The sequence below is a fragment of the Streptomyces lanatus genome (genome assembly GCF_014655715.1).
Taxonomy (GTDB): Bacteria; Actinomycetota; Actinomycetes; order Streptomycetales; family Streptomycetaceae; genus Streptomyces; species Streptomyces lanatus.
This window is the reverse complement of sequence record NZ_BNBM01000007.1, coordinates 229,241-256,008: the sequence shown is the minus strand read 5'-3', so window position 1 is coordinate 256,008 and position 26,768 is coordinate 229,241. Positions and strand designations below refer to the sequence as shown.

The following is a 26,768-nucleotide window of genomic DNA, read 5'->3' as shown; positions in this document are numbered from 1 at the left end:
CGGCTGCCGCAGCCGGTCACATTTGGTTTCGATTGAAACCGTATCGGATGAGTTGACGGCGGTAGGGTGGGCCCATGACCGCCGACGCCTCCCGCAGATCCACCGCCTCCCGTGCGACCGGGCGCCCCGGGGACGCCTCGCCGTTCGCCCTCGGCCTGCTGCTGCGGCGGGCGCACTGGCACGCCGCGGCGGTGATGACGGAGGCCCTCCGCCCGCTCGGCATCGAGTTGCGGCACTTCGCGGTGCTGATCGTGCTGGTCGACCGGGGCCCCACGGTGCAGCGGGACCTGGCGGTGGCGACGGGGTCGGACAAGGCGGGGATCATGCGCGTCGTGGACGACCTGGAGCGCAAGGGGCTGGCCGTGCGCAAGGCCGTCCCCGGGGACCGGCGGGTGCGGGCCGTGGAGATCACACCGCAGGGGGTCGAGCTCTTCGACGCGGCCCATGTGGCGGCTCAGCCGCTGGCCGAGCGCCTGGCCGCCGGGCTGGGCCCTGGCGAGTCCGAGCAGCTGGCGGACCTGTTGACCCGGTTCGCGGATGCCGGGGCCGGCGAGGCGTAGGCGCGCCGACGCCTATACGGGGACCGGCGTCATGCCCTCACCCCCGACACCCCACCGCACCGCACCTCACCCCACCCCACCGCACCCAGGACCTCTCCGTCACGCGGCGAATCGCTGTGCGAGTTGCTTCGCCTTGGTGGTCGCGTCCTCCAGGGCGCGCTTGCGGGAGGCCTCGTAGAGGGGGATCAGGTCGGACATGGCCGGATTGCGGGGAGCCATGGTGAGTTCGGGGACGATGAAGTCGAGGTCCAGGGCGAGGGTGTCCCTGAGGACGGCCTCCAGATAGTTCCGGACGAACTCGAAGCCCTCGCGCGGGGTGCCCGGCGCATAGGAGCCGCCGCGGCTGGCCACGACGACCACCGGCGTGCCCTGGGCTGAGGGGTTCTCGCCCGCGGTGCGGCCGAGCAGGAGCACGTTGTCCAGCCAGGCCTTGAGGGTCGAGGGGATCGAGAAGTTGTGCATCGGGGCGCCGATCAGGACGGCGTCCGCCCGCTCCAGTTCCTCGATGAGCACGACGCGTTCGGCGAACGCGGCGGACTGCTGCGGGGTGCGGTCGGACGGGGCGGTGTAGCCGGCGGACCAGGCGGTGGCCGTGATGTGCGGCACGGGGGCGACGGCGAGGTCGCGGTGGATCACCGTGCCGTCCGGGTGCTGCTCCCCCCATGCCCTGCGGAAGGCGTCGGCGACCGAACGAGACGAGGACGCCCCGCCGGGGAGCACGGACGAGTCGATGTGCAGCAGCGTGGCCATGGGCTTTCTCCAGGGTGCGGCGCCCGAGGCAGGGACCTGGGGCGGGTGGCTTGTACTCGACCATAGTTAAACACGAGACAGTATTGATTGATACTATCGCGATCGCAACGGAGCATGGACTCGGGAAGCAGCAGGCGAAGGAGAGGCAGGCGACCTTGAACGTCTACGAAGCCGTCAGGAGCCGGCGGGCGGTACGGGGATTCACCGACCGGCAGGTCCCGGCACAGGCGCTGGCCCGCGTGATGTCCGCCGCGGCCTGGGCCCCGTCCGCGTCGAACCTCCAGCCGTGGCACGCCTATGTCCTGACCGGCGGACCGCTGGCGGAACTCAAGAAGCGGACCGGTGAACGCGTGAGCACCGGTGACGCCTGGGACGAGCCGGAGTACGAGCAGTACCCGCCCGATCTGGAGTCCCCGTACCGCGAACGCCGATTCGCCTTCGGCGAGCAGCGCTACGGCGCGCTCGGCATCGCGCGCGGGGATCTGGAGGCGCGCCAGCGGGCCGCTTCCGCGAACTGGGACTGTTTCGGGGCGCCCGCCGCCCTGTTCTGCTACATCGACCGCGGCATGGGGCCGGCCCAGTGGTCCGACGTCGGCATGTATCTGCAGACCGTGATGTTGCTGCTTCGCGAGGAAGGACTGCACAGTTGCGCGCAAATGGCGTGGGCGAAGTACCACCGGACCGTCGCCGAGGTCCTGTCACCCCCGAAGGAGCTCATGCTGTTCTGCGGCATGTCGATCGGATTCGAGGACGTCACCGTGACCGACGCCCGCATCGGACGGGCACCGCTGGACGAGACGGTCACGTTCATCGACGGTTAGGGCGAGGCGGTGGTGAGGCGCCCGCGTCGTCAGATGTGGTGGGGCGGCTTCTCGTCGAGGAAACGCTTGAGGTCGGCCGCGCTGTCGCCGGTCCCGCCCGGCCGCTCGCCCCACCCGCGGTCCGTGTCGTCCGAGGACTGCTGGTCCAGCGGGTCGTCGAAGATCAGCGCGGCCTTGGGCTCGCGCGGCTCGGGGGCGGGGGCGGTGCTCATGCGTCCAGGGTACGACCCCCGGAGGTACGGCCCCGAGCGGACGCTGCCCGTCCCTCGCGGACAGGTGATCCCTTACGGGAGAAATTCCCCGCGCCATCTGCTGTGCTTGACCCCATGACGTCCAGTTCCACTCCCGCGCCGGACTCGCCCAGCCCTCATGCACCCCGTCGCCCGCTGCGCAGGCTCACCGCGCGGGGCCGTGGTGAGTCGCATCGGGTCGCCACTCCGCTGGAGCTCTTCTTCGACCTGTGCTTCGTCGTGGCCATCGCCCAGGCGGGCATCCAGTTGGTGCACGCGGTCGCCGAGGGCCACGCGGGCGAGGGCATCCTCAACTACGCGATGGTCTTCTTCGCCATCTGGTGGGCCTGGATGAACTTCACCTGGTTCGCCTCCGCGTACGACAACGACGACGTGCTCTACCGGGTCGTCACCCTGATCCAGATCGCCGGTGTGCTGGTCCTGGCGGCCGGGATCTCCCGGGCGTTCGAGGAGCATGAGTACCTGGCGGTGCTGCTGGGCTATGTGATCATGCGGCTCGCCCTGGTGGGCCAGTGGCTGCGGGTCGCCGGATCGAGTCATGGGCCGGAACGAAGAATGGCCCTGCGGTACGCCGTCGGTGTGCTGCTGTGCCAGATCGGCTGGGTGGGCCTGGTGGTCCTGCCCGAGGACGCCAGAGCCTGGGTGTTCCTGGTGATGGCGATCCTGGAGATGTGCGTGCCGCCGTTCGCGGAGAAGGACCACCCCACGTCCTGGCACCCGCACCACATCGCCGAGCGGTACGGGCTGTTCACGATCATCGTGCTCGGCGAGACCATCGCGGCGGCCACGGTGGCCGTGAAGACGGGCATCGACGAGAACGACGCGCTGGGCGAGCTGCTGCCGATCGCCGCAGGCGGTTTGTTGATCATCTTCGCCGCCTGGTGGATCTACTTCGTGGTGCCGATCCACGGCCATCTGCGCAGCAACAAGCAGGCGTTCCTTTGGGGTTACGGCCACTACGTGGTGTTCGCCTCGGCGGCGGCGATCGGTGCGGGGCTGGAGGTGGCGGTCGAGCAGTCCGTGGGCAAGGCGCACATCTCGACACTCGCCGCGTCGGCCGCGGTGACCCTGCCGACGGCGCTCTATCTGCTCACGGTCTGGCTGCTGCACTCCCGGCACTTCAAGGTGGGCATCGCCCAGCAGCTGGTGCTGCCGACCACGGCCCTGCTGGTGATCTGCTGCACCTTCCTGGGCGACTGGGCGGTGCTCGCGGCCGGCCTCGTCTCGGCGCTGGCGGTGGCGACCGGGGAGACACTGACGGCACGCATGACGGCCCGGAACCGCGGCACGGCCACGAGAACACCGGCCGTCTGAGCGGCCGGTCCGCCGAGTCGTCCGGCGCATACGGCCGATGGCGTCATTACGGCCGATGGCGTCATTACGGCCGATGGCGTCATCCGGCGCGGCCCAGCCGGCCGAGACACCCGCCGAGCCCTCCCGGCCCACGCGCCTCGCACGATCCGCCCGGCCGAGCCATGCCCCTCCCCCTCTCTCCCGGCCCCTCCCCCACGCGGCCGGACAAACGCAACACAAGCTTCGTCGCAGCGAGGGCTGGACAAGACTGGCCCCATGACAGTTGACGCTCTGACAGATGTCGCCGGACTGCGGGTGGGGCACGAGACGCGCGACGGTGGCGGTTGGCTCACCGGCACCACGGTCGTTCTCGCGCCCGAGGGCGGGGCCGTGGCCGCCGTGGATGTGCGCGGGGGCGGGCCCGGTACCAAGGAGACGGACGCCCTCGATCCGCGCAACCTGGTGCAGAAGGTCGAGGCGATCGTGCTGACCGGGGGCAGTGCCTACGGGCTCGACGCGGCGTCCGGGGTGATGGCCTGGCTGGAGGAACAGCGACGCGGGGTGCGTGTGGGGGTGGACCCGGCGCATGTGGTGCCGGTGGTGCCCGCCGCCTGTGTCTTCGACCTCGGGCGGGGCGGCGACTTCCGGGCCCGGCCGGACGCCGCCACCGGACGGGCGGCGGTCGAGGCGGCCGCGGCGAGCGAACCCGGCGCTCCGGTGCCCCAGGGCTGTGTGGGCGCCGGGACGGGAGCGACCGTCGGGCCGGTCAAGGGCGGGATCGGCACCGCGAGCATCGTGCTCGACTCGGGGATCACGGTGGCCGCGCTGGTGGTGGCCAACGCGGCGGGGTCGGCCGTGGAACCGGAGACCGGGGCGTTGTACGGGGAGTTGTCGCAGGGGCGGGTGAGCCGCCCGGAGGAGGAGGTCCATCAGGCGGCGCGGCTGCGGCTCGCCGAGATCGCGGCGAAGAACGCGCCGCCGCCGCTGAACACCACGCTCGCGGTGGTCGCCACCGACGCGGACCTGTCGAAGGCGCAGGCGCAGAAGCTGGCGGGCACCGCGCACGACGGGATCGCGCGCGCCGTGCGGCCGGTGCATCTGCTCAACGACGGGGACACCGTGTTCACGCTGGCCACCGGGGAGCGGGTGCTGGACGCCGGGCATCCGCTCGCGCTGAACGAGCTGCTCGCGGCGGGCGCCGACATGGTGACGCGGGCGATCGTGCGGGCCGTGCGGGCGGCGGGGTCGGTGGACGGGCCGGGTGGGGCGTGGCCGTCGTACGGGGAGCTGTACGGGGATCTGTAGCGCACAGGCGTGGAGGGAGGAGACGTGCGGGAGGAGACGTAAAGGGAGGCGCGGCGGGCCAGTTGGCGTGGTCGTGTCCGCTCCGCTCGGCGATTGTCGCGGTTCTGTCACGTGATGGCATTCACCGCGAACGCTGGGAACCCGGTTCGACGGCGGGGGACTCTTCCCCCGTGGAACGGAACGGATCCCGCGGATCGCATGAAGATGGAGCAGATCTTGACAACGCCGGACATAGCAGCGCGGCGCGCACTGGGGGCCTGTGCCGCCCTGGTGATCGGCGCCCTGACGCTCACCGCGTGCGGTGGCAGCGCCAACGCCGACAGCGACGACAAGGGTGGCAAGGACTCCGCCAAGACGTCCGCCGCGAACATCGTGATCTCGGCGAAGGACGGCTCGACCGGGGCGTCGATCAACTCGACCGGTGTGAAGGTCAGCGACGGCAAGCTGACCGAGGTGAAGATGACGCTGGCGGACAGCGGGGAGGCCGTGCCCGGCGCCCTGTCCGCCGACGGGGGCAGCTGGAAGCCGAAGGAGCAGCTGGAGCGGGGGACGAAGTACGCCATAGCGGCCACGGCGAAGGACGGGGACGGGCGCACCACGGCCGCCGACTCGACGTTCACCACGGTCTCCTCGGCCAACAGCTTCATCGGGACGTACACGCCCGACGGTGGCTCCACGGTCGGCGTCGGGATGCCGGTGTCGTTCAACTTCGACAAGGCGATCGGCGACAAGAAGGCCGTGCAGTCGCACATCACGGTCACCTCCAGCAGCGGGCAGAAGGTGGTCGGGCACTGGTTCGGGGAGCAGCGGCTCGACTTCCGGCCCGAGGACTACTGGAAGGCCGGGTCCAAGGTCACGATGAAGATCGACCTGGACGGCGTGGAGGGCGCGAACGGCGTCTTCGGCGTGCAGAAGAAGACCGTCACCTTCACCATCGGGCGCTCGCAGGTCTCGACCGTCGACGTGAACACGCAGACGATGACCGTCGTGCGGGACGGCAAGACGGTCAAGTCGGTGCCGATCTCGGCGGGCAGCCCCGAGTTCACCACGTACAACGGGCAGATGGTGATCTCCGAGAAGTTCACGAAGCTGCGGATGGACAGCAGGACCGTCGGTCTCGCCAACGCCTACGACATCCCGGATGTGCCGCACGCGATGCGGCTGACCCAGTCGGGGACCTTCATCCACGGCAACTACTGGTACAACAAGGGCAATCCGCCCTTCGGCAGCCAGGGCACCAGCCATGGGTGCGTCGGCCTGCAGGATGTGCAGGGCGGAGGGGGAGACACGCCTTCCAAGTGGTTCTACGACAGCTCGATGGTCGGTGACGTGGTGATCGTCAAGAACTCCCCCGACAAGACCGTGACGCCGGACAACGGACTCAACGGCTGGAACCTGGGGTGGAGCGAGTGGGTCGCGGGCAGCGCCGCCTGACCCACCCATGAGGCACTGAAGTGCCCTCTCAACAGGGAATCTTGACAGTTCGTCGGGCCGCGCGGGAACTTCTCGCGCGGCCCGCGCGTTTTACCGGACGTACGTTTTCTCGGTTCCCGGACATGATGTCCGACCGAGGGGCTACGGTATGCACCCACAAGGTGACATGCAGCAACGCCGGGAGAAACCTTGAGCGTTCCGTACGAGACGGCAGCGTACGAACCACCCGAGTCGCCGGAGTCTCCGGAGGAGCACCTCGAGCGACTCCTCGGCCGCGCCCTGAACTCCTTCGAGTTGCCCGACGAGGCGATACGGCGACTCGACTGTGCGCTGGCTCATGACAGCTCGCTGCACTCCGCGCACCACAGCGCGGGGCTGCACCGCGAGACATATCGGCACACCTGGCTGCTCGCCGACGGCTCAGCGCTCACGCTGTGGGAGCTCGTCCACAACACCGCGCGGGGCCGCGAACCGCAGCACGAGGTGTACGCCGACGAGGAGGAGCTGCGGGCCGCGACCGCACGGCTGCCGCTGCCGCCGGACGCCCCGGACTTCGAACTGCCGGTGACGGTGCAGCTGTCGCCGATCCCGGCGCCCCGGCACGCGTATGTGCCGGACGACTCGCCGGACCATGCGCGCCGGCTGCTGCGCCGGGCGGAGAACAGCGACCGGCCGGGCGCGGACACGGCCGCGTTACTGACCACCGCGTGCGCGCACCAGATCACCCAGGCGTTCGGACGCCCGGGCCGTGCGGGCCGCGCCGGGCTGTGCTTCTCGCTCTACGAGCACGCGTTCCTGCTGGGTGACGGCAGGGAGGTGTCCCTGTGGGAGGTCGAGCACACGGCGACACCGGACGGACGGCACATGTGCGAGGTGTACGTCGACGAGGACGCGGCGCGTGACGCCATGGAGCGGCGGGCGGCGCAGGTGTCGTAACACCCGGCTTCGCCGCTCAGCGGCCGCCGTTGAGCCGGCGTACCAGTCCCGCGAAGGCGTCCCGTTCCGCCGGGGTGAGTTCGACGGCCTCCTGCTCGGGGGCGGTCTGTCGCTGGTGCGGGAGGCCGGTGAGCGTCGGGTCCGTGCGCTGTGCGGTCGCCCCGGGCCGGTTGCGGCGCAGGAGACGGGCCAGTCCGGTCACCCACAGCGCGGCCGCGAAGGCGAGTACGACTGGGCCCAGCAGCTGGAGGATCGAGACGTTTTCCGGCATACGCCCCAGTAGACACCACGGTCCGGGCCATGAGGCCCGGACCGTGACGTATCTCGCAGGTGCTGTGAAAGGTGTCGTGAACTGCCCACAGCGGCCCAAAGAGGCAAACAGGAGGCCTACGCGGCGACCGGCTGCTTCGCCTCCGCGGTCGCGGCCGCCGGGGACCCGGCGGCGGCCGTGCCCTCCGGTGCCGTCCGGCGCATGCCCTTCAGCACGATGACCAGGCCCGCCGTGACCGCCGTACCGGCCGCGATGGCCAGCAGGTAGAGGAACGGCTTGCCGATCAGGAAGGTGACCCAGATGCCGCCGTGCGGGGCGCGCAGGGTCGAGCCGAAGGCCATGGTCAGCGCGCCGGTGACCGCGCCGCCCGCCATGGAGGCGGGGATGACGCGCAGCGGGTCGGCCGCGGCGAACGGGATCGCGCCCTCGGAGATGAAGGAGGCACCCAGCACCCAGGCCGCCTTGCCGTTCTCGCGCTCGGCGGTGGTGAACAGCTTCTTGCGGACCACGGTGGCCAGGGCCATGCCCAGCGGCGGAACCATGCCCGCGGCCATCACGGCGGCCATGATCTTCATCGCGGAGTCGCTGGGCGCCGCGACCGAGATACCGGCCGTCGCGAAGGTATAGGCCACCTTGTTGACCGGGCCGCCGAGGTCGAAGCACATCATGAGGCCGAGCAGGACGCCGAGGAGGATGGCGTTGGTGCCGGAGAGGCCGTTCAGCCAGTCGGTCATGGCCTTCTGCGCCTCGGAGATCGGCTTGCCGATCACCACGAACATCAGGAAGCCGACCACCGCCGAGGAGATCAGCGGGATCACCACCACCGGCATGATGCCGCGCAGCACCGGTGGGATGTTGATCCGCTGGATGCCGAGGACCACACCACCGGCGATCAGACCGGCGACCAGACCGCCGAGGAACCCGGCGCCGATCGTGACCGAGATCGCGCCACCGACGAAGCCGGGCACGAGTCCTGGCCTGTCGGCCATGCCGTACGCGATGTATCCGGCGAGGACCGGGACGAGGAAGCCGAAGGCCGCGGCGCCGATCTGGAAGAGCAGCGCGCCCCAGCTGTCGACCTGGCCCCAGTCGAAGTGCTCGGTGACCGACTTGGCCTCGTTGATCTGGTAGCCGCCGATCGCGAAGCCGAGGGCGATCAGCAGACCGCCGGCCGCGACGAACGGGACCATGTAACTCACGCCGGACATCAGCCACTTGCGCAGCTTGCTGCCATAGCCCTCGCCGGGCTCGCCGGCCCGCTCGACCGGGGTCCCCGGCCGGGCCGCCGCCGTGGCCTCGCCGCGGGCCGCCTTCTCGCGGACCTCGGTGATGAGGGCGGCGGGGCGGTTGATGCCCGCCTTGACGCCGACGTCGACGGTGGGCTTCCCGGCGAAGCGGTCCTTCTCCCGTACGGCCACGTCGTGGGCGAAGATCACGCCGTCCGCCGCCTCGATGACGGCCGGGTCGAGGCGGGTGAAGCCGGCCGAGCCCTGGGTCTCGACGACGAGCTCGACGCCCGCCTCGCGGCCCGCGTTCTCCAGCGACTCGGCCGCCATGTAGGTGTGGGCGATGCCTGTGGGGCAGGAGGTGACGGCGACGATACGGAACGGGCGCTCGCCGGCGGTTTCGGCGGGAGCCTCGGAGGTGGTGCCCGTGGCGGCGTCGGCGGAGGCCGCCACCGACGACGCCACGGAGTTCGGGGAATCCTCAGAGGTCTCGGATGAGTCGTCAGAGGTCTCGGAAGTGGGCTCCTCGCCCCTGATCAGCGCCGCCGCCGACGCCGCGTCGCCCGCCGACCGCAGCGCGTCCGTGAACTCGGTGTTCATCAGCTGGCGAGCCAAGGAGGAAAGGATCGTCAGATGGGCGTCGTCCGCGCCCGCCGGAGCGGCGATCAGGAAGATCAGGTCGGCGGGGCCGTCCGTCGCGCCGAAGTCGATACCCGCGGCGCTGCGCCCGAAGGCGAGCGTCGGCTCGGTGACGTGCTCGCTGCGGCAGTGCGGGATGCCGATGCCGCCGTCGAGGCCGGTCGGCATCTGGGCCTCGCGGGCGGCCACGTCGGCGAGGAAGCCGTCCAGGTCGGTCACCCGGCCCAGGGCCACCATGCGCTCGGCGAGGGCACGGGCCGCCGCTTCCTTGGTATCGGCGGACAGGTCGAGATCGACCAGGTCCGCGGTGATCATGTCGCTCATCGCGGGCTCCTTCGCACGCGTATCGCCCGGGGAGTCTGGTGGGCGGGGAAGGGGACGGGGGTGCCATGGGGGGTGGCGGGACTGCGGTGGGGGGTGGAACAGGAGGTGGCGGGGGTGGGGAAGGCCCGCCTCCGGTCGGCGGCCTTGCGGACGCTGGTCCTCCGGACGTCGGCGGAGAGGCTCAGTAACGGTGAGCTTCGCCGCTCCTCGGCCGTATCGGCAAGAACTGTGACAACCGCGACATTCGTCATGACACCGGCTCCTTCAGCACCCGGTCCACCGGCACCTCCGCCGTGACCGTCACCGCCGCCAGGTCCAGATCGGCCGGCGAGGGCATCACACTGCCGGGGAGCTGTACGGCCGCCGCGCCATGGGCGACCGCGGAGGCGAGCGCCTCGGGCCCGCTCCCCCCGGCGATCAGGAAGCCGGCGAGGGAGGAGTCGCCGGCGCCGACATTGCTGCGTACGGCGTCCACGCGGGCGCTGCCGAACCACGCGCCCGAGCCGTCCACCAGCAGTTGCCCGTCGGCGCCCAGGCTCGCGAGGACGGCGTGCGCACCCATCGCGCGCAACTCCTCGGCCGCCTTCACCGCGTCGCCGACGGTGGCCAGGGGGCGCCCGACCGCCTCCGCGAGCTCCTCGGCGTTGGGCTTCACCACGTCGGGGCGGGCGCGCAGGGCTTCCAGGAGCGCCCGTCCGGAGGTGTCCAGCGCGATCCGCGCGCCGCCCGCGTGCGCCCGGGCCACGACATCGGCGTACCAGGAGGGGGCGAGTCCGCGCGGCAGGCTGCCGCAGCAGGCGATCCAGGCGGCGTCGTGCGACTGCTCGCGGACCGTCTCCAGGAGCAGTTCCTGCTCGGCCGCCGACAGTTCGGGGCCGGGTGCGTTGATCTTCGTCAGTACGCCGTCCGACTCGGCGAGCGCGATGTTGGAGCGGGTGGCTCCGGTGACCGGGACCGGGGCGACCTCGATGCCCTGGGCGTCGAGCAGGTCGGCGACGAGGGCGCCGGGCGCGCCGCCCAGGGGCAGGACCGCCACCGTGCGCTGTCCGGCCGCCGCGACCGCGCGCGAGACGTTCACGCCCTTGCCGCCCGGGTCCATGCGCTCGCCGGTGGCGCGTATGACCTCGCCGCGGTCGAGGGAGGGGACCTCGTAGGTGCGGTCCAGGGACGGGTTCGGGGTGACGGTGAGGATCATGCGCGCACTACTTCCGTGCCGCCGCGCTCTATCGCGGTGGCGTCTTCGGGGCTCAGCCCGCTGTCGGTGATCAGCAGGTCCACATCGCTCAGGTCACCGAAGCGGGCGAAGTGCTCCTGGCCGTGCTTGGAGGAGTCGGCGAGGAGCACGACCCGGCGGGCGGCGGCCACGGCAGCGCGCTTGACCGCGGCCTCGGCGAGGTCGGGGGTGGTCAGACCGTGCTCGGCGGAGAACCCGTTGGCCGCGACGAACAGCACGTCGGCGCGGATCTCGCCGTACGCCCGCAGCGCCCAGGCGTCCACGGCGGCGCGCGTACGGTGCCGTACGCGCCCCCCGATGAGGTGGAGCTGGATGCCGGGGTGGTCCGCGAGGCGGGCCGCGATGGGCAGGCTGTGGGTGACGACGGTGAGGGACGTCTCCAGCGGCAGTGCGCCGGCCATGCGGGCCACCGTCGTACCGGCGTCCAGGATCATCGTGCCCTCGGTCGGCAGCTCGGCGAGGGCCGCCTTGGCGATGCGGTCCTTCTCGTCGGCCGCCGTGCCCTCGCGCTCGGCGAGGTCCGGCTCGAAGTCCAGCCGCCCGGCCGGGATCGCACCACCGTGCACCCGGCGTACGAGCCCGGCGCGGTCGAGGGCCTTCAGGTCCCGGCGGATCGTCTCCGCCGTCACCTGGAACTCCTCGGCCAACGACAGGACGTCCACTCGGCCGCCGTCACGGGCGAGCCGGAGGATCTCCTGCTGCCGCTCCGGTGCGTACATGTCCGTTCGCCTCCGAACTGTGCCCGAACTTGTGGTTTCGAGACGGAGGCTACGCCCGGATTTCCGGAAAGTAAACAGGTTCGGGGGCAATCGGGCGTGAGTGGGTGTTGAACTGGGCATACTCGGGCTTGCTCCGAGTTTCTTACGGAGACACGGAGACGACGAAAAGCCCGGCAGTGAAGTGCCGGGCCACCGTCAACCGTCTGTTCCCCCTGCTGTCAGCCAGCCAGCGCGGGCTCCTTCTCCTTCTCCGACTCCGGCTCCGCCGACGGCGTCTCGGCAGCTCCCTCGACATGCTGCGCCGGACGCTTCGGCAGCGCGAACATCAGCAGGAAGATCACGCCCATCACCGCGGCCACCCAGCCCAGCGCGTGCTGGAAGCCGTCCGCGAAGGCCGCGCCCGCCGCGGAGGACTCCGTGACCTCGGCCAGCCGGTCGTCGATGACTCCGAAGAACACCACCGAGACCAGGCCCAGACCCAGCGCGTTGCCCATCTGCTGCACGGTGTTGATCAGACCCGACGCCGAACCGGAGTGCTCACGCGGCACCTCGGAGAGGATCGCGTCCGTCAGCGGCGCCACGATCAGGCCCATTCCGACGCCCATCACGACCAGGGGCAGAGCCATCTGCCAAGGGGCGATGGACAGGCCGTAGCGGCCCGCCTCCCAGATGTAGATCAGTACGCCGATCCCCATCACCAGCGCGCCCGACTGCAGCACCTTACGGCCGAAGCGCGGGACCAACTTCTGTACGGACATCCCGGCCGCCATCGAGACGGCGATCGAGAACGGCACCCCGGTCAGGCCGGCCTTCAGCGGGCTCCAGCCCAGGCCGAACTGCATGTACAGCGTCCAGACAAGGAAGAAGATGCCGAGCGCCACACCGAACACGGTCTGTACGGCGATGCCCGCCGCGAAGCTCTTCACCTTGAACAGGGAGAGCTCGATCAGCGGGGAGCCGTCGCGCGCCGCCTTGCGCCTCTCGTACGCCACCAGCGCCCCGAGGACGACGAGCGCGCCCGCCATCGCCACGTACCCCCACAGCGGCCAGCCCAGCTCACGGCCTCGGGTCAGCGGGTAGAGCAGCATCAGCAGGCCGAGGGTGACCAGTCCGACGCCGACCATGTCCAGCTTCAGTGCCTTCGGTGCCTTGGACTCCGTGATGTAGCGGCTGCCGAGGATCAGGCCCGCGATGCCGACGGGGAGGTTGATCAGGAAGATCGGGCGCCATTCGAGACCGAAGAGGTTCCACTCGGTGAGCAGTGCGCCGAGCAGCGGGCCGGTGACCGCGCCGAGGCCCACGACCGCGCCGAACAGGCCGAAGACCTTGCCTCGTTCGTGCGCCGGGAACGTGGCGTGCACGATCGACAGGACCTGCGGGACCATCAGCGCCGCCATCGCGCCCTGGAGGATGCGGGAGGCGACCAGCATCTCGGGGTTCGCGGCGAAGCCGCACAGCGCCGAGGCGAGCGTGAAGCCACCGATTCCGATCAGGAACAGTCGCTTGCGGCCATGTATGTCACCGAGGCGGCCACCCGTGATCAGGCCCGCCGCGAAGGCCAGCGCATAGCCCGCGGTGATCCACTGGATCTGGCTGAAGGTCGCGCCGGCCTCGCGCTGGATCGACGGGATGGCGATGTTGACGATCGTGACGTCCACGAGGTCCATGAACGCCGCGGTCATCACGATGGCCAGGGCGAACCAACGGCGGCGGTCGCCGGGGGGTGCGGTGGGGCTGGGTGCTGTCTCGGTTGAGGTCATGGCTCGAAGTTAGTCCGGCAGTAGGTCAGATCGTGTCCTAGTTCTACGGCATCCTCGGATTCATGACGACGGATACTCCGGCACGGCTGCTGACACTCCTCTCCCTGCTTCAGACACCCCGTGAATGGCCCGGCGGCGAACTCTCCGAACGGCTCGGGGTGTCCCGGCGTACGGTTCGGCGGGACATCGACCGGTTGCGGGAGCTGGGGTATCCCGTGCAGGCGACCAAGGGCTCCGACGGGGGGTATCGGCTCGTCGCCGGCAAGGCGATGCCGCCACTCGTGCTGGACGACGAGGAGGCCGTGGCGATCGCGGTCGGACTGCGGGCCGGGGCCGGGCACGCGGTCGAGGGAGTCGACGAGGCGTCGGTGCGGGCGCTGGCCAAGCTGGAGCAGGTGCTGCCGTCGCGGCTCAGGCATCGAGTGGCCACGCTGCAGGCCGCGACCACGCCGTTGACCAGCGGGGACGGGGCGAGTATCGCGCCCGAGACGCTGACGGTGATGGCGTCGACCATCGCCGGGCGGGAGCGGTTGCGGTTCGCGTACCGGGCGAAGGACGGGAACGAGTCGCGGCGCGTGACCGAGCCACATCGGCTGGTGTCGACCGGGCGGCGCTGGTACCTCGTGGCGTACGACCTCGATCGGGCGGACTGGCGGACGTTCCGGGTGGACCGGGTGAGCTCGCCTTTCGCGACCGGGGCGCGGTTCGCTCCGCGGGAGTTGCCGACGGGGAGTGCGGCGGAGTATCTGCGGCGGTCGATCCGGGGGCATGCGGAGTCGTACGAGTTCGAGGTCACGTTCGCCGAGTCGGCGGAGGTGGTGGGGGCTCGGTTGCCTCGGTGGTTGGGGGTGCCGGAGGAGTTGGGCGGGAGTGGGGGTGGGGGTGGGTGTCGGGTGCGGGCGAGTACGAGTGATCCGGTGGAGTGGCTGGCTGTGCGGTTGGCGATGGTGGGGGTCGAGTTCGTGGTGTCCGCGCCGGAGGAACTGGTGCGGTGTGTGGGGGAGTTGGGTGGGCGGTTGAGTCGGGCTGCGGGGTGATGCCTGCGGCGGCCTGCGCGGGATGGGTGGGGGTTCGCGTAGCGCCGACGGTTGTGGGGTGGGGCGGGGCCGCGTCGGGGGGTATCCGTCCTCGGTCGGGCGGTTGCCCTACGACAGAGAGGCTCGCGTTCGTTGACGCCCGCCGCTGCGGGCGGACACCCCCCGACGCGTCCCCTCACCGCCGTGGGCGACTGGCAACCCCCCAGGGGCGCGGGGCTGTATCGATATGCGGCTCCGCCGCGGGGCGCGACCAGCCACGACGTGCCCGCGGCCGACGTACTACTCGCGCACGCCGATATCCCCCCACGGAAAATTCCTCAGCGCCGCCAAGTTGGCCTGTGCCAATGCCGCCGGGCCCACCGGCCCATCCGCGGGGGACTCGCCGGCCGACCATGTTTCTACGGCTACGCGGACCGACGCGGCTGCCGCTGCGGCCGCGAAGTCGAGGCGGGGGCGGTCGGCAACGTTGTCGTGGCCGATTCTTGCCGCCAGTACCTCGGCGAGCTTCTTCTCGGACTCGTGGCACACCTCGGCCCATACCTTGCGCAGGGCCGGGCTCGATGTGGCCAGGCGGACCAAGGTGCGGGCCCACTCCCAGGAGGGCTGCGAGATGCCCTCGCCGGGGGTGAGGGTGTGCTGGAGGGCGTGTTCGAGGGCCTGTGGGACGGGGAGGTCGGTGGGGGCGTCGCGGACGGCCTCGGTCCAGCGGTCGGCGCCGGCCGCGTAGAGCGGGGCCACCGCCTCCTCCTTGGTGGCGAAGTAGCGGTAGAAGGTGCGCGGTGCGATGCCGGCGGCCTGGGCGATGTCCTCGGCGCGGGTGGCCCGCAGGCCCTGTCGCACGAAGAGGGCGGCCGCGGCGCGGGCGATCTCCATACGGGTCGCCGCCTTGCGTCGCTCCGTCAGGGAGGGGGACGTGGCGGCGGAGGGCTTCGCGGTGCGGCTGCTCACGTTCGGCAGGCTATGCCCATGTGGCACAATCTGCCATTCGGGTGGGTCACCCCGTGGTTCAGGTACGGGGTGACCCACCCGTTCGGGCTGTCCGGTACGTAGAGGAACCGGGCTCCGGCACCCAGGGGGGATAGGCGCCGAAGCCCGGCTCGGGGAAAGTCCCGGCGCCGGGGGGAGTGCGTCGGGACTTGGTTTGTGGGTCTCGCAGGTGTCGTAGAGCTTCGTTTGGGGGGCGGGAGGGCCGTCTCGGTGGCGAACTCCCTTGCCCGCAGGTCTTGTTCCCGGTGGGCGTGACTTGAAGCGGCGTTACATCGCCATGTTTGCGCTGTCTTTGGCCACCCGGCGTACGCCCGGCCCCTCCGGGCGGAGGGGCTACGCGGCCGCGTCGAAACCGGTGCTGCGCGCCAGCTTCTTCAGCTCCAGCAGGGCGTGCTTCTCGATCTGGCGGATGCGCTCGCGGGTCAGACCGTGCTCCTTGCCGACCTCGGTCAGGGTGCGCTCGCGGCCGTCCTCGATGCCGTACCGCATCTTGATGATGGACGCGGTGCGCTGGTCCAGGCGGCCGATCAGGTCGTCCAGTTCCTCGCTGCGGAGGAGCGTGAGGACGGACTGCTCGGGGGAGACCGCGGAGGTGTCCTCCAGGAGGTCGCCGAACTGGGTCTCGCCCTCGTCGTCCACCGACATGTTGAGGGAGACCGGGTCACGGGCCCAGTCCAGGACGTCCGCGACGCGCTCCGGCGTCGAGCCGAGCTCGGTGGCGATCTCGGTGTGCTCCGGGTCCCGGCCGTGCTCGCGGTTGAACTCGCGCTGGACGCGGCGGATACGGCCCAGCTCCTCGACCAGATGGACGGGGAGGCGGATCGTGCGGGACTGGTCGGCTATCGAGCGGGTGATGGCCTGACGAATCCACCAGGTGGCGTACGTGGAGAACTTGAAGCCCTTGCGGTAGTCGAACTTCTCCACCGCGCGCACCAGGCCGGCGTTGCCCTCCTGGATCAGGTCGAGGAGGGGCAGGCCGCTGCGCGGGTAGCGGCGGGCTACCGCGACGACCAGGCGGAGGTTGGAGCGGATGAAGATGTCCTTGGCGCGCTCGCCGTCCGCGACCAGGGCCTCGAGCTCATCACGACTGGCGTCCGCACGGGCCTCCTCGTAACCGTCGAGGACCTGCCTTGCGAACACACCCGCTTCGATGATCTGGGACAGCTCGACCTCTTTGGCGGCGTCGAGAAGCGGCGTGCGCGCGATCTCGTCGAGGTACATGCCGACCAGGTCGCGGTCCGCGATCTCGCCGCCATGGACGCGAACGCTGCTTGCCGCGTCGGTCCCGCCGGTGGCGGACTTACGACGGGCGACGGCACGGGTTGCCATGCGTGCTCCCTTGCGGTGGGGGTGGGCGGGTGGTTCGTGAACGCTTGGGACTCTTCTCGAGTGCCCGGCGTTCGATGGAAACAACGACTGGAATCAGGACAGAATTCCCAACCCGCCCCCCTATTTTTCTGATCTTGCAGTATCCTGCCCGGCCACAGAGGAGGGCCGATGTCGTCGGAACGTACAGAGGTGCAGGTCAGGCCGGGAGTCGAGAGTGACCTCGATGCCCTCACCGACATCTACAACCACTATGTACGCGAGACGCCCATCACATTCGATACCGCGGTCTTCTCGCCGGAAGAGCGACGCCCTTGGCTGCTCTCCCACCCTGAAGACGGCCCGCACCGCCTGATGGTTGCTGAGGAGCGGGACTCCGAAGGCACGTCACAGCGGACACAGCGGATTCTGGGCTACGCCACATCCAGTCCTCATCGGCCCAAGGCCGCCTACGCGACCTCCGTCGAGGTGACGATCTACCTCGCGCCGGACGCCGGAGGCCGCGGTGTCGGCACCCTCCTCTACAAGGCCCTGTTCGAGGCCCTGGCCGGGGAGGATCTGCATCGCGCCTACGCCGGTATCGCCCAGCCGAACGAGGCGTCGGTCCGGCTGCACGAGCGGTTCGGGTTCCGGTACGTCGGCACGTACCGGGAAGTGGGGCGCAAGTTCGGCCGGTACTGGGACGTGGCCTGGTACGAGAAGGAGCTGTGACCCAGGGGCGGGCTCAGCCGAACTGGACCGAGCGCTTCGCCAGCCCCATCCAGAACCCGTCGATCACGGACCGCTGCCCGTCCAGCTCACCCGCCGCCTCCGCCGCGCCCATCGTCACGAACAGCGGGGCGAAGTGCTCGGTGCGCGGATGGGCGTAGCGGCCGGCCGGAGCCTTGTGGAGGAAGTCGAGCATGGTATCCCAGTCGCGGTTCTCCAGCGTCCGGCGGCCCCAGTCGTCGAACTCGACCGACCAGCTGGGGATGCCTCCCTGCCGCAGGGCCGCGAGGTTGTGGGTGAAGAAGCCGGAGCCGACGATCAGTACGCCCTCGTCGCGCAGAGGCGCCAGCCTGCGGCCGATGTCCATGAGCCGCACGGGGTCGAGGGTCGGCATGGAGATCTGCAGGACGGGGATGTCGGCGCCGGGGTACATCTCGACGAGGGGGACGTAGGCGCCGTGGTCGAGGCCGCGGTCGGGGATGTCCTGCACTGGTGTGCCGGGGGCGCGCAGCAGCTTCCGTACGGACTCGGCGAGCTCGGGGGCGCCGGGGGCCGCGTACGTTACCTGGTAGTAGTGCTCGGGGAATCCCCAGAAGTCGTAGACGAGAGGCAGGGTCTCGGTGGCGCCGATGGCGAGCGGGGCCTCCTCCCAGTGGGCGGAGACCATGAGGATCGCCTTGGGGCGCGGCAGCTCCGCGGACCATGCCGCGAGCTCGCCGGGCCAGACCGGGTCGTCCGCGAGCGGCGGGGCGCCGTGACTGAGATAGAGGGCGGGCATGCGCTGCTGCGGTGCGGCGGACGCGGACATTACGGCGGCTCCCTCCAGAGACCTGAGATCCAGAGGCCTGAGATCGCGAGACCCGGGACTCCGGTTGCTTTAATTCTAAAGCATCCTGTTCGAAAAACCGTACGTCGGAGTAGTTAAAAATTCAAGGAGAGCTCTCGTACAGTGGAGTACATGAATACGGCATCGACCTCCGCGCCCCCCGCGTCCGAGCCCGCGCCCGCCCAGGAACCACGCTGGCTCACCGACGACCAGCAGCGCGTCTGGCGCACCTATCTGGACGCCGTCACCCTGCTCGAGGACCACCTGGACCGCCAGCTCCAGCGGGACGCGGGCATGCCGCACATCTACTACGGACTCCTCGTCAAGCTCGCCGAGTCCCCGCGCCGCCGGCTGCGGATGACCGAGCTGGCGATGCACGCGAAGATCACCCGCTCCCGTCTCTCGCACGCCATCGCCCGGCTGGAGAAGAACGGCTGGGTCAGACGCGAGGACTGCCCCGACGACAAGCGGGGTCAGTTCGCCGTGCTGACCGACGCCGGTCTCGCGGTGCTCAAGGAGACCGCGCCGGGTCATGTGGAGGCCGTGCGCCAGGCGATGTTCGACCGCCTCACCGGGGAACAGCAGAAGGCCCTCGGCGAGATCATGCGGATCGTCGCCGAGGGCCTGCAGCCGACGGAAGCGGGTGCGGACCTGCCCTGGCTCCGCTGAACCGCTCATTCAGCGAGGCCGGGGCAGGTCCTGAGGCGGTACGTACGGAGCGTCCCCATCCCCGTACGTACGCCTGGTCCCGAGGGGTACGACCCGGAGGTCGTGGTGCGTTACTAGTGCGCGACGACCGGCACCGGCATCTCGTCCTCGGCGCCCTCCTCGGAGGACACGACCGTCGTACCGTCCGGGCGGCCGGCGTTGACGAAGGTCACGACGATGACCGCGGCGAGCACCAGCATGCCGACGGCGAACCAGATCGCGTTGGTGTAGCCGTGCACCTGACCCTGCAGCGCCACCAACTGCTGCTGCGACTTGGAGGTCGCGGAGCCGATGTGGTCGGCGATGTAGGAGGTCGTGGCCGACGCGGCGATCGTGTTCAGCAGGGCCGTACCGATCGCGCCGCCCACCTGCTGCGAGGTGTTGACCATCGCGGAGGCGACACCGGCGTCCCGGGGCTCGACGCCCAGGGTGGCCAGGGACATGGCGGGCATGAACGCCGTACCCATACCGAGGCCGAGCAGCAGCATCGCCGGCAGGATGATCGAGGCGTACGACGAACCGATCTCCAGCTGCGTCATCAGGAGCATGCCGACCGCGGCGACCAGGAAGCCGGGACCCATCAGCACCCGCGCCGGGACGCGGGTCATCAGACGGGTGCCGATCTGGGTCGAGCCGACCATCATGCCCACGATCATCGGCAGGAAGGCGAAGCCGGTCTTGATCGGCGTGTAGCCCTTCACGATCTGCAGGTAGTAGGTCAGGAACAGGAACGTGCCGAACATCGCGATGATCGCGATACCGAGCGAGAGGTAGACGCCGCCACGGTTGCGGTCGGTGATCACGCGCAGGGGCAGCAGCGGGGCCTTGACCTTGGCCTCGGTGACGACGAAGGCGAGCAGCAGGACCGCGGAGGCGACGAACATGCCCACGGTCACGGAGTCGCCCCAGCCGTTGGACTCGGCGCGGGTGAAGCCGTAGACGAGCGCGACCAGGCCCAGGGTGGACAGCAGGACGCCGGGGATGTCGAGCGGGTTGCGGTTGCGGCCGCCCTCCGGCTCACGGATGACGAAGTACGCGCCGAGCGCGGCGACGATCGCGAACGGGATGTTGACGAAGAACGTCCAGCGCCAGTCCATGTACTCGGTCAGCACGCCGCCGAGGATGAAACCGACGGCGCCACCGCCACCGGCGATCGCACCATAGATGCCGAATGCCTTGGCACGCTCCTTGGCGTCCGTGAACATCACGGCGAGCAGGGAGAGCGCGGCGGGCGCGAGCAGAGCGCCGAAGACACCCTGCAGGGCGCGGGCGCCGAACATCATCGCCTCGTTGGTGGCGGCGCCACCGAGCGCGGAGGCACCGGCGAAGCCGATCAGGCCGACGACGAAGGCGTTCTTACGGCCCCACAGGTCGGCGATCCGGCCGCCGAACAGGAGCAGACCGCCGAAGGCCAGCGCGTAGGCCGTGACGACCCACTGGCGGTTGCCGTCCGATATGCCGAGGTCGACCTGGGCGGACGGCAGGGCGATGTTCACGATGGTCGCATCGAGGACGACCATCAGCTGGGCCAGCGCGATGAAGACGAGCGCCTTCCAGCGATTGGCGTCGCCGGACTTCTCCAGCACGCCGGGAGCCTTTGAGGCTGTTTCAGACATGGGGATACCCACTTCGGGACTTCGTGACGGAAAAAGGGAAAGAAAAGGGGACGGCTCGTCGGCTGTGACGGCCGGTGGGATTCGGTACTGGGATTCGGTCTTCTGACTGCGGTGGCGCTATGAACTAATCGGTCAGGCCTTGCGCAGGTCCTCCATGGTCAGCGCCGTGCCCGGCAGGACCGAGCGGGCCGGGGCCCGCAATCCGTCCAGGAACAGCTGAAGATGACGGTGGACGTAGCGGTCGGCGATGTCGCACCCGGTGCCCGCCGGGGGCCGGCTGAGCTGGGCCGCGGCGATCATGACGTCGCCGACGTCCACGTCGGAGCGGAGCTGGCCGGCCGCCTTGGCGCGGTCCATGATCGCCCCGACGAGGCCCTCGCACCGTTCGCGCGAGGCCTCCAGGTCCGGGTGGTTCTTGTCGAAGGTGGACTGGATCATCGGGCACAGAGCGCTGATCCGCTCGTCGGCGGCGGCGTGCACGAAGCGCTCCAGTGCCTCGAAGGCATCCCCGCTCTGCGCGAGCGCCAACTCGGCCGCCTCCGTCGTACGGTCCATGACGGAGCAGACGACCTCGCGGACCAGCGCGTCGCGGTCGGGGAAGTTGCGGTACACCGTGGCATTGCCGACGCCGGCCCGGCGGGCGATCTCGTCGAGCGGTACGTCCGGACCGAACTCGACGAACATCTCCCGGGCGGCGGTGACGATCCGCTCCCGGTTGCGCAGGGCGTCGGCGCGCGGCCGGGGCGCCTTGCGCGCTACGGGGGTGACGGTCTGCACGGCGTACTCCTGAGTGATTCCGATTGATATCGGATCCCGATCGGTATCGGGAGGCTGGGTGGCGATCCGGGGAAGCTGTCCCCGTTTCGCTCGGACACATGGCTAAACGGGGAGAGGGTCCCCGGTTATTTCCGGCCACGGAAGAGTTTTGATGTGGCCTACGTCACACCCTTCTCGCCGAAGAACCCACGTTCGGTCTCATCCAGCGCGCGTCCCCGCACCCCTCGACACAGGGTGATCGAGAGGGTGCAGCGCGCAGTCCGGCGGCTGCCATGGACTGAAGGGCCCATGCATGCAGCCGAATCGCCGGATACGCCCCCGCCGTGTGGCCGCCCTCGCCTCCGTGACCGTCCTGACCCTGGCGGTCAGCACCTCGGCAGGCACCGGACACCTCACGGCGGGCACCTCGACGGTGGTCGGAGCGGGCCCGGTCTCCCCCGAACACCCCTCGGCCCTGCGCCCCTGCATGATCAGCGGCCGTCCCACGGTCCAGATGTCGGAGGGCGTACCGACGATCCGCGGCTACGCCCGCTCCACCGGCACCGTCCGCGCCCTCACCCTGATGGTCGACTTCCCCGACACCCCCGGCCAGGGCCGCGCCCAGGACCGCTTCGCCGAGTTCTTCCCGCAGACCCAGGACTGGTACCGCACCAGCTCCTACGGCCGCCTCGACTACCACCCCGAGACCCCGATCCCCGGCTGGCTGCGCATGCCGAAGTCGTTCCGGGCGTACGGCATAGAGCGCGGCGCGCCCTTCGACCCCGGGTACCGCAAGCTGGTCCAGGACATCGTGGTCGCCGCCGACCCGAAGGTGGACTTCCGGTCGTACGACTTCCTGAACGTCCTGGTGACCCCGAACGCCGGCCCCTCCGCCCTGGACACGGTCCTGTCGGTGACCTTCGCCGGCAACACCGAGGCCCCGGTCGCCGACGGCGTCTCGGTGGCCAACGCGTCCTTCGTCTACTCCCGCCAGGACGACGGCTCCGGCACCTACCACCGCACCGGCTACCGGGTCCTCCCCCACGAGAACGGCCATGTCTTCGGCCTCCCCGACCTGTACACCGCCGAGGGCGGGGGCGCGGTCGGCCACTGGGACATCATGAGCGAGGACTGGGGCGCCAACAACGATCTGCTCGGCTGGCACAAGTGGAAGCTGGGCTGGCTGGACGACGCACAGGTGGCGTGCGCGGCGGGCGACGGAACGACCGAGTACGCCCTCACCCCGCTGGCCCGCGAGGGCGGCCCCAAGCTGGTCTTCGTCCCCCTGAGCCGCCGCACCGGCTACGCCCTCGAACTGCGCACCCGCGAGGGCAACGACGAGGCCGTGTGCCGCCCCGGCGTCCTGATCTACAAGGTCGACGCGGACGTCGACACCGGGATGGGCCCGATGAAGGTCCTCGACTCCCATGAGGACAGCGGGGGTTGCACGCGGAGCCCGAATGTCCACGCCGAGCTGTCGGACGCGACGTTCGGGCCCGGGGAGGAGTTCGTGGACGAGAAGCGGGGGGTGCGGGTGGTGGTGGCGGGGGTGGATCTGGCGGGGAGTTATCGGGTGCGGGTCAGTCGGGGGTAGGTCAGCCGGACGGGCTGGGGTGCCTCAGGGGCGGCGCGAGCGCGTGCGGCCTGCGGGCCGATTACCGTTAGAGCTGCCGCGAACGCCGTACGGAGAGCTGATGCCCGCGAAGACGACCACGCCCCTGGACGACGATCGTGCCGTGCCGGCGGAGGCGGTCGTGCCTCTGATCCGGGGCGTGGCGGTGCTACGGCGGCTCACGGAGGCCGACGGAACCCTGAGCGCCAGCGGGCTGGAGCGGAGCACCGGCCTGGCGCGTTCGACGGTGGACCGGATCGCGTCCACGCTCGCCCGCATGGGATACGTCCGCCTGGACGGCCGTGACGTGGTGCTGGCGCCCCGGGTGATGGAACTGGGCAACGCCTACCTGGCCGCCCTCGCCCTGCCCGCCCTGCTCTCCTCCCCCGCGGACGCGCTCGCCGACGAGCTGGACGAGTCGGTGTCGCTGGCGGTCGCCGACCGCGACGGCATCCGCTTCATCCACCAGGCGACCCGCCGCCGCGCGATGTCCCTCAGCTTCCGCATCGGCGACCTGCTCCCCGCCGAACGCACCGCCCCAGGCCCGCTGTTCGCCACGGAGTGGACGGACGCGCAGTGGCAGTCGTGGCGCGAACGCCGGGCGAAGGACCCGGAGGACCGGGGCTTCCCGGCCGTACCGTGGCGGACGGGGCATCCGTCCTCCGACGAGGACTTCGAACACCGGGTGACCCGGGCGCGGAAGGACGGCTGGGCGCTGGACGACCAGTTGATCGAGCCGGGGCTGGTCGCGGTGTCCGTACCGGTGCGGGATCCGCGGGCGGGCGGCTGTATCGCCTGCGTGGTGAGCGTGGTGAGCCACACCAGCCGCCACACCGCCGCGGACCTGCGCGACACGCTCCTCCCCCGCCTCCGCACAGCGGTCGCCGACATGGAACGCACCCTGCGCGAGGCCCCCGACCCCCACCCCGGCCCGGCCCCGGCGGGCCTGGCGACCTGGACGGGCGCCTCCAAGCAGGAACTGGGCCGGGAGTTCATCGAATCACTGGCGCGCGGGCTGACGGTACTGACCGCGTTCGGCGAGGCCCGCCAGGAGCTGACCCTGACCGACGTGTCCCGCGCGACGGGCCTGGCCCGCGCGACGGCCCGCAGAGCACTGATCACCTACGAACACCTGGGCCTGGTGACCCAGTCGGGCAGCCGAACCTTCACCCTCACCCCCCGGGTCCTCGCCCTCGGCTACCCACCCCTGTCCCGCACGACCCTCGCCCAGATCGCGACCCCACACCTCACCGAACTGGCGGACCGAGTCCACGAATCGACGTCCCTGGCGGTCCTGACCCCCTCCGGCGACGAGATCCAGTACCTCGCCCGAGCCGCCACCCGCCGCGTGATGAGCGTGAACATCACGGTGGGCACACGCCTACCGGCGTACGCGACCTCACTGGGCCGAGTCCTACTGGCGGACCTGGCCGAACGCCCGTCCTTCACCGACCTCCCCTCCCTCACCCCCCACACCATCACCGACCCGACAGCCCTCACGAAGGCCCTGTCCGACACCCGAACCCACGGATACGCCCTGGTCGACGAGGAGTTGGAGGCCGGCCTGCGCTCGGTGGCAGTACCGGTACGCGACCGAACCGGCCGAGCGGTCGCCGCCGTGAACGTGGCCATGCATGCGGCTCGACGGTCGGTGGAGGAGTGCGTACGGGATGTCCTGCCGGAGCTGGCGGAGACCGCGGCGCGGGTGGAGGGGGAGCTTCGGGTGGCGGGGCGGTTTGGGCGGGTGGGGGTGGGGTGAGGGCTTGGGGGGTGCAGGGTGGGTGCCGTTCATTCGCCGCGGTCCTGCGGTCCGCCCCGGGTCGGCTGAGTTCTTGGGGCGTGCGGGGTGGGTGCGGGTCAGCCTGGCGGCCCGCCTCAGGTGACCTGAGTTCTTGGGCACCCGGGGTAGGTCCTGTTCAGCCGTCGTAGGGCCTGGCGGTCCGCCCCTCGCGCAGGGTCAGCCCCCACCAGGCGAGCTGGTCCAGCAGCACGGCGGCGGCCTTGGCGGTGCCGTCCCGGTCGTGCGGGCGCCCTTCGTCGTCGAACTGCTCCCAGGCCATGTGGAAGCTGACGGTGTCGCGCAGGGTGACGGCATGCAGCTCGGCGAAGACCTGCCGAAGCTGCTCCACGGCCCGCTGCCCGCCGGCCATCCCGCCGTACGACACGAACCCGACCGGCTTGGCCCGCCACTCCCGGTAGACGTAGTCGATCGCCAGCTTGAGGGCGGCCGGGTAGCCATGGTTGTACTCGGGCGTCACGACCACGAACCCGTCGAGCCCACCGATGCGCTGAGCGAGCGTCGGCGCGTCGCCCGACCCGTCGGACTGCTCCAGGGTGAGCTTGAGCTCATCGGCAAGCGCCGGCTCGGACAGATCGATGACATGCGTCTCCATGTCATCGCGGTGCCCGATCTCGGCCAGGAACCACGCCGAGACCTTGTCGGCGAACCGCCCGGGGCGGACGCTGCCGATTAGGACGCCGATCTTGAGAGGGGAGTGGGGCGTGGAGGGCTGGGAGGACATAGGGGTACCTCGATTCCATGGAAAGGGGGTGCTGACGACATCCGCGATCCGGCCCTGAGTGGGCCCGCACAAGCAACGTAAAATCTCAAGTTAACTTGAGGTCAAGCCGGACCCCGCTTCAACGAATGGTCCATCTTTCTCGGCTTCATTTCTTTCCGGCTCAGCGTGGGCGTGCGTACCAGTTCCGACTGATGCTCAAGGCATGAGGACCGCATTCCGAAACAAGTCGCAACAAACAGTCCTGGCCGTGATCGACCGCGAAGATCGTGTACTGCTTTGCAGGGTTCATGGTGATTCCTCTTGGCGACCGGTCCCTTCTCGGGTAATCCGCATCTTGTCGTCACGACTCTCCGTAATTCACGTCTTGGACTCACTCTTCTCGCACTGGTTCCTTGCGCACCTCCAGTTGTCGGAAGCTACAGTCCGCTACCAGACCGGGACAGTCCAACCGAAGCGACGCGCATCTTTGTGGTCCGTCACGGCAAAATGAGATGGATCAGTCTTCGCGCCCGCACTCAAACCAACACGGACATCGATTACGTATGGCATCCGTTGCCGAATGTCGAGGACGAGGAATTCGATGTGCACCCACGCGAGCTCGGCCCATTTCTCCGTGGATATATCGAGGGATGGATTCCTGACGCGTCATCACTCTCGTTGAATGACCGCCCAGTTCCAACCAAGGAGCAGGCCCTGTGCCAAGTGCTCAGCATCGGCGCCAGCCTCCGAGTCGCGGCCCGTTGAGACTGGAGATCCGAACGCTTCTGGCGGCTGCCGGACTGCCCGAAGCAGACAGCGACGACCGCTACCGCGCCCACGGTGTCCTGGTGGCCGATCGCGGTGACTCAGTCGGCGTGGAGTGGTTCGTCTCCCGCAGTCTGCGCCGCGCCGCGGCCGACGAGCAGTTGCAGGGGTGGCCCATGGGCCCGGCGGATCGCGCGCAGGAAGCCGCCCGACGTCATCTTCACGCGGCTCTGTTCGGCATCCTGACGGAGGTGGGATACCTGGTGGAGGCTGATCCGCCCGACACTGCGGGCGCTGCGTCGGTTCCAGCCGGCAGGGTCTCGACACCCACGACGCTGACCGCGGACATCAAGCGGATCCTGGCAGACCTGCGCTGACTCAGACGACGGAAGCACGGTGACGT

25 protein-coding genes are annotated in these 26,768 nt (G+C 70.1%); 12 read left to right on the top strand and 13 right to left on the bottom strand.

Annotation, left to right across the window (positions count from 1 at the left end; genetic code table 11):
• Window positions 1–74 precede the first annotated feature (74 nt).
• On the top strand, window positions 75–560 hold the full coding sequence (locus IE325_RS20820; protein WP_190071469.1) for a MarR family winged helix-turn-helix transcriptional regulator: 486 nt from the start codon (window positions 75–77) through the stop codon (window positions 558–560).
• Between the two features lie 99 nt (window positions 561–659).
• On the opposite strand, the gene IE325_RS20815 is transcribed toward IE325_RS20820, so the two are convergent.
• Window positions 660–1,310 carry an FMN-dependent NADH-azoreductase gene (locus IE325_RS20815; protein ID WP_190071468.1) on the bottom strand — a complete coding sequence of 217 codons (651 nt, stop codon included), beginning with the start codon at window positions 1,308–1,310 and terminating at the stop codon, window positions 660–662.
• A 155-nt stretch (window positions 1,311–1,465) separates the two neighbouring features.
• Here IE325_RS20815 and IE325_RS20810 point away from each other — a divergent pair, with 155 nt between their 5' ends.
• Window positions 1,466–2,131, top strand: coding sequence for a nitroreductase (locus IE325_RS20810; RefSeq protein ID WP_190071467.1), 666 nt, complete (start codon window positions 1,466–1,468; stop codon window positions 2,129–2,131).
• Between the two features lie 29 nt (window positions 2,132–2,160).
• Here the strand turns inward: IE325_RS20810 and IE325_RS20805 are convergent, their stop codons facing one another.
• Complete coding sequence (locus IE325_RS20805) at window positions 2,161–2,343, bottom strand: hypothetical protein (RefSeq protein WP_190071466.1); 183 nt, start codon at window positions 2,341–2,343, stop codon at window positions 2,161–2,163.
• Between the two features lie 114 nt (window positions 2,344–2,457).
• On the opposite strand from IE325_RS20805, the gene IE325_RS20800 reads away from it, so the two are divergent.
• The 4 genes from IE325_RS20800 (at window position 2,458) to IE325_RS20785 (ending at window position 7,350) form a co-directional block, all read left to right on the top strand.
• Window positions 2,458–3,696, top strand: coding sequence for a low temperature requirement protein A (locus IE325_RS20800; RefSeq protein WP_190071465.1), 1,239 nt, complete (start codon window positions 2,458–2,460; stop codon window positions 3,694–3,696).
• 255 nt (window positions 3,697–3,951) lie between these two features.
• On the top strand, window positions 3,952–4,980 hold the full coding sequence (locus IE325_RS20795; protein WP_190071464.1) for a P1 family peptidase: 1,029 nt from the start codon (window positions 3,952–3,954) through the stop codon (window positions 4,978–4,980).
• A gap of 216 nt (window positions 4,981–5,196) precedes the next feature.
• Window positions 5,197–6,414 carry a L,D-transpeptidase gene (locus tag IE325_RS20790; RefSeq protein ID WP_190071463.1) on the top strand — a complete coding sequence of 406 codons (1,218 nt, stop codon included), beginning with the start codon at window positions 5,197–5,199 and terminating at the stop codon, window positions 6,412–6,414.
• Window positions 6,415–6,603: 189 nt separating this feature from the next.
• Entirely contained in the window at window positions 6,604–7,350 is a 747-nt protein-coding gene (locus IE325_RS20785) for a DUF6227 family protein (protein WP_190071462.1), read from the top strand.
• Between the two features lie 16 nt (window positions 7,351–7,366).
• Here IE325_RS20785 and IE325_RS20780 read toward each other — a convergent pair whose 3' ends face one another.
• The 5 genes from IE325_RS20780 to IE325_RS20760 form a co-directional block, all read right to left on the bottom strand.
• Window positions 7,367–7,621: a hypothetical protein gene (locus IE325_RS20780; RefSeq protein WP_190071461.1), complete on the bottom strand. Its 255-nt coding sequence runs from the start codon at window positions 7,619–7,621 to the stop codon at window positions 7,367–7,369.
• Between the two features lie 116 nt (window positions 7,622–7,737).
• Window positions 7,738–9,810, bottom strand: a complete 2,073-nt coding sequence (locus IE325_RS20775; RefSeq protein ID WP_190071460.1) for a PTS fructose transporter subunit IIABC — start codon at window positions 9,808–9,810, stop codon at window positions 7,738–7,740.
• 247 nt (window positions 9,811–10,057) lie between these two features.
• Entirely contained in the window at window positions 10,058–11,005 is a 948-nt protein-coding gene (pfkB, locus tag IE325_RS20770) for a 1-phosphofructokinase (RefSeq protein WP_190071459.1), read from the bottom strand.
• On the bottom strand, window positions 11,002–11,763 hold the full coding sequence (locus tag IE325_RS20765) for a DeoR/GlpR family DNA-binding transcription regulator (protein WP_190071458.1): 762 nt from the start codon (window positions 11,761–11,763) through the stop codon (window positions 11,002–11,004). The genes pfkB and IE325_RS20765 overlap by 4 nt, the downstream gene beginning before the upstream one ends.
• 218 nt (window positions 11,764–11,981) lie before the next feature.
• Window positions 11,982–13,523, bottom strand: coding sequence for an MFS transporter (locus IE325_RS20760; protein ID WP_190071457.1), 1,542 nt, complete (start codon window positions 13,521–13,523; stop codon window positions 11,982–11,984).
• Window positions 13,524–13,585: 62 nt separating this feature from the next.
• Between IE325_RS20760 and IE325_RS20755 the strand changes: the two genes are divergently transcribed.
• Window positions 13,586–14,560 (top strand): helix-turn-helix transcriptional regulator, encoded by a 975-nt coding sequence (locus IE325_RS20755; protein WP_190071456.1) that lies wholly within the window; start codon window positions 13,586–13,588, stop codon window positions 14,558–14,560.
• Between the two features lie 279 nt (window positions 14,561–14,839).
• Here IE325_RS20755 and IE325_RS20750 read toward each other — a convergent pair whose 3' ends face one another.
• Window positions 14,840–15,508, bottom strand: a complete 669-nt coding sequence (locus IE325_RS20750; RefSeq protein ID WP_373315191.1) for a TetR/AcrR family transcriptional regulator — start codon at window positions 15,506–15,508, stop codon at window positions 14,840–14,842.
• A gap of 372 nt (window positions 15,509–15,880) precedes the next feature.
• Window positions 15,881–16,876 (bottom strand): sigma-70 family RNA polymerase sigma factor, encoded by a 996-nt coding sequence (locus IE325_RS20745; protein WP_190071455.1) that lies wholly within the window; start codon window positions 16,874–16,876, stop codon window positions 15,881–15,883.
• Between the two features lie 168 nt (window positions 16,877–17,044).
• Here IE325_RS20745 and IE325_RS20740 point away from each other — a divergent pair, with 168 nt between their 5' ends.
• Window positions 17,045–17,584 carry a GNAT family N-acetyltransferase gene (locus IE325_RS20740; protein ID WP_190071454.1) on the top strand — a complete coding sequence of 180 codons (540 nt, stop codon included), beginning with the start codon at window positions 17,045–17,047 and terminating at the stop codon, window positions 17,582–17,584.
• A gap of 13 nt (window positions 17,585–17,597) precedes the next feature.
• Here the strand turns inward: IE325_RS20740 and IE325_RS20735 are convergent, their stop codons facing one another.
• On the bottom strand, window positions 17,598–18,389 hold the full coding sequence (locus IE325_RS20735; RefSeq protein ID WP_190071453.1) for a dioxygenase family protein: 792 nt from the start codon (window positions 18,387–18,389) through the stop codon (window positions 17,598–17,600).
• 150 nt (window positions 18,390–18,539) lie between these two features.
• Here IE325_RS20735 and IE325_RS20730 point away from each other — a divergent pair, with 150 nt between their 5' ends.
• The gene (locus IE325_RS20730) at window positions 18,540–19,076 is read left to right on the top strand and encodes a MarR family winged helix-turn-helix transcriptional regulator (RefSeq protein WP_190071452.1); all 537 of its coding nucleotides are present in this window, start codon (window positions 18,540–18,542) and stop codon (window positions 19,074–19,076) included.
• Window positions 19,077–19,189: 113 nt separating this feature from the next.
• On the opposite strand, the gene IE325_RS20725 is transcribed toward IE325_RS20730, so the two are convergent.
• Together IE325_RS20725 and IE325_RS20720 are read right to left on the bottom strand one after the other, a co-directional pair.
• Window positions 19,190–20,731 (bottom strand): MFS transporter, encoded by a 1,542-nt coding sequence (locus IE325_RS20725; RefSeq protein WP_190071451.1) that lies wholly within the window; start codon window positions 20,729–20,731, stop codon window positions 19,190–19,192.
• 132 nt (window positions 20,732–20,863) lie between these two features.
• On the bottom strand, window positions 20,864–21,508 hold the full coding sequence (locus IE325_RS20720; RefSeq protein ID WP_190071450.1) for a TetR/AcrR family transcriptional regulator: 645 nt from the start codon (window positions 21,506–21,508) through the stop codon (window positions 20,864–20,866).
• A 292-nt stretch (window positions 21,509–21,800) separates the two neighbouring features.
• Here IE325_RS20720 and IE325_RS20715 point away from each other — a divergent pair, with 292 nt between their 5' ends.
• Both IE325_RS20715 and IE325_RS20710 read left to right on the top strand, forming a co-directional pair.
• A complete protein-coding gene (locus IE325_RS20715) occupies window positions 21,801–23,081 on the top strand; it encodes a M6 family metalloprotease domain-containing protein (RefSeq protein WP_190071449.1) in 1,281 nt (426 codons plus the stop codon).
• Between the two features lie 100 nt (window positions 23,082–23,181).
• A complete protein-coding gene (locus IE325_RS20710; protein WP_190071448.1) occupies window positions 23,182–24,858 on the top strand; it encodes an IclR family transcriptional regulator domain-containing protein in 1,677 nt (558 codons plus the stop codon).
• Between the two features lie 157 nt (window positions 24,859–25,015).
• Here IE325_RS20710 and IE325_RS20705 read toward each other — a convergent pair whose 3' ends face one another.
• A complete protein-coding gene (locus IE325_RS20705) occupies window positions 25,016–25,621 on the bottom strand; it encodes an NADPH-dependent FMN reductase (RefSeq protein WP_190071447.1) in 606 nt (201 codons plus the stop codon).
• A gap of 740 nt (window positions 25,622–26,361) precedes the next feature.
• Between IE325_RS20705 and IE325_RS20700 the strand changes: the two genes are divergently transcribed.
• Window positions 26,362–26,742, top strand: a complete 381-nt coding sequence (locus tag IE325_RS20700) for a hypothetical protein (RefSeq protein ID WP_190071446.1) — start codon at window positions 26,362–26,364, stop codon at window positions 26,740–26,742.
• The last annotated feature ends 26 nt before the right edge of the window (window positions 26,743–26,768 follow it).

What these genes read in the sequence shown, in the direction of transcription:
- IE325_RS20815 (WP_190071468.1), bottom strand. Translation starts at nt 1,310, where the DNA reads ATGGCCACGCTGCTGCACATCGACTCGTCCGTGCTCCCCGGCGGGGCG.
- IE325_RS20760 (WP_190071457.1), bottom strand. Translation starts at nt 13,523, where the DNA reads ATGACCTCAACCGAGACAGCACCCAGCCCCACCGCACCCCCCGGCGAC.
- IE325_RS20715 (WP_190071449.1), top strand. Translation starts at nt 21,801, where the DNA reads ATGCAGCCGAATCGCCGGATACGCCCCCGCCGTGTGGCCGCCCTCGCC.
- IE325_RS20740 (WP_190071454.1), top strand. Translation starts at nt 17,045, where the DNA reads ATGTCGTCGGAACGTACAGAGGTGCAGGTCAGGCCGGGAGTCGAGAGT.
- IE325_RS20820 (WP_190071469.1), top strand. Translation starts at nt 75, where the DNA reads ATGACCGCCGACGCCTCCCGCAGATCCACCGCCTCCCGTGCGACCGGG.
- IE325_RS20775 (WP_190071460.1), bottom strand. Translation starts at nt 9,810, where the DNA reads ATGAGCGACATGATCACCGCGGACCTGGTCGATCTCGACCTGTCCGCC.
- IE325_RS20730 (WP_190071452.1), top strand. Translation starts at nt 18,540, where the DNA reads ATGAATACGGCATCGACCTCCGCGCCCCCCGCGTCCGAGCCCGCGCCC.
- IE325_RS20725 (WP_190071451.1), bottom strand. Translation starts at nt 20,731, where the DNA reads ATGTCTGAAACAGCCTCAAAGGCTCCCGGCGTGCTGGAGAAGTCCGGC.
- IE325_RS20705 (WP_190071447.1), bottom strand. Translation starts at nt 25,621, where the DNA reads ATGTCCTCCCAGCCCTCCACGCCCCACTCCCCTCTCAAGATCGGCGTC.
- IE325_RS20800 (WP_190071465.1), top strand. Translation starts at nt 2,458, where the DNA reads ATGACGTCCAGTTCCACTCCCGCGCCGGACTCGCCCAGCCCTCATGCA.
- IE325_RS20795 (WP_190071464.1), top strand. Translation starts at nt 3,952, where the DNA reads ATGACAGTTGACGCTCTGACAGATGTCGCCGGACTGCGGGTGGGGCAC.
- IE325_RS20765 (WP_190071458.1), bottom strand. Translation starts at nt 11,763, where the DNA reads ATGTACGCACCGGAGCGGCAGCAGGAGATCCTCCGGCTCGCCCGTGAC.
- IE325_RS20710 (WP_190071448.1), top strand. Translation starts at nt 23,182, where the DNA reads ATGCCCGCGAAGACGACCACGCCCCTGGACGACGATCGTGCCGTGCCG.
- IE325_RS20780 (WP_190071461.1), bottom strand. Translation starts at nt 7,621, where the DNA reads ATGCCGGAAAACGTCTCGATCCTCCAGCTGCTGGGCCCAGTCGTACTC.
- IE325_RS20745 (WP_190071455.1), bottom strand. Translation starts at nt 16,876, where the DNA reads ATGGCAACCCGTGCCGTCGCCCGTCGTAAGTCCGCCACCGGCGGGACC.
- pfkB (WP_190071459.1), bottom strand. Translation starts at nt 11,005, where the DNA reads ATGATCCTCACCGTCACCCCGAACCCGTCCCTGGACCGCACCTACGAG.
- IE325_RS20805 (WP_190071466.1), bottom strand. Translation starts at nt 2,343, where the DNA reads ATGAGCACCGCCCCCGCCCCCGAGCCGCGCGAGCCCAAGGCCGCGCTG.
- IE325_RS20735 (WP_190071453.1), bottom strand. Translation starts at nt 18,389, where the DNA reads ATGTCCGCGTCCGCCGCACCGCAGCAGCGCATGCCCGCCCTCTATCTC.
- IE325_RS20755 (WP_190071456.1), top strand. Translation starts at nt 13,586, where the DNA reads ATGACGACGGATACTCCGGCACGGCTGCTGACACTCCTCTCCCTGCTT.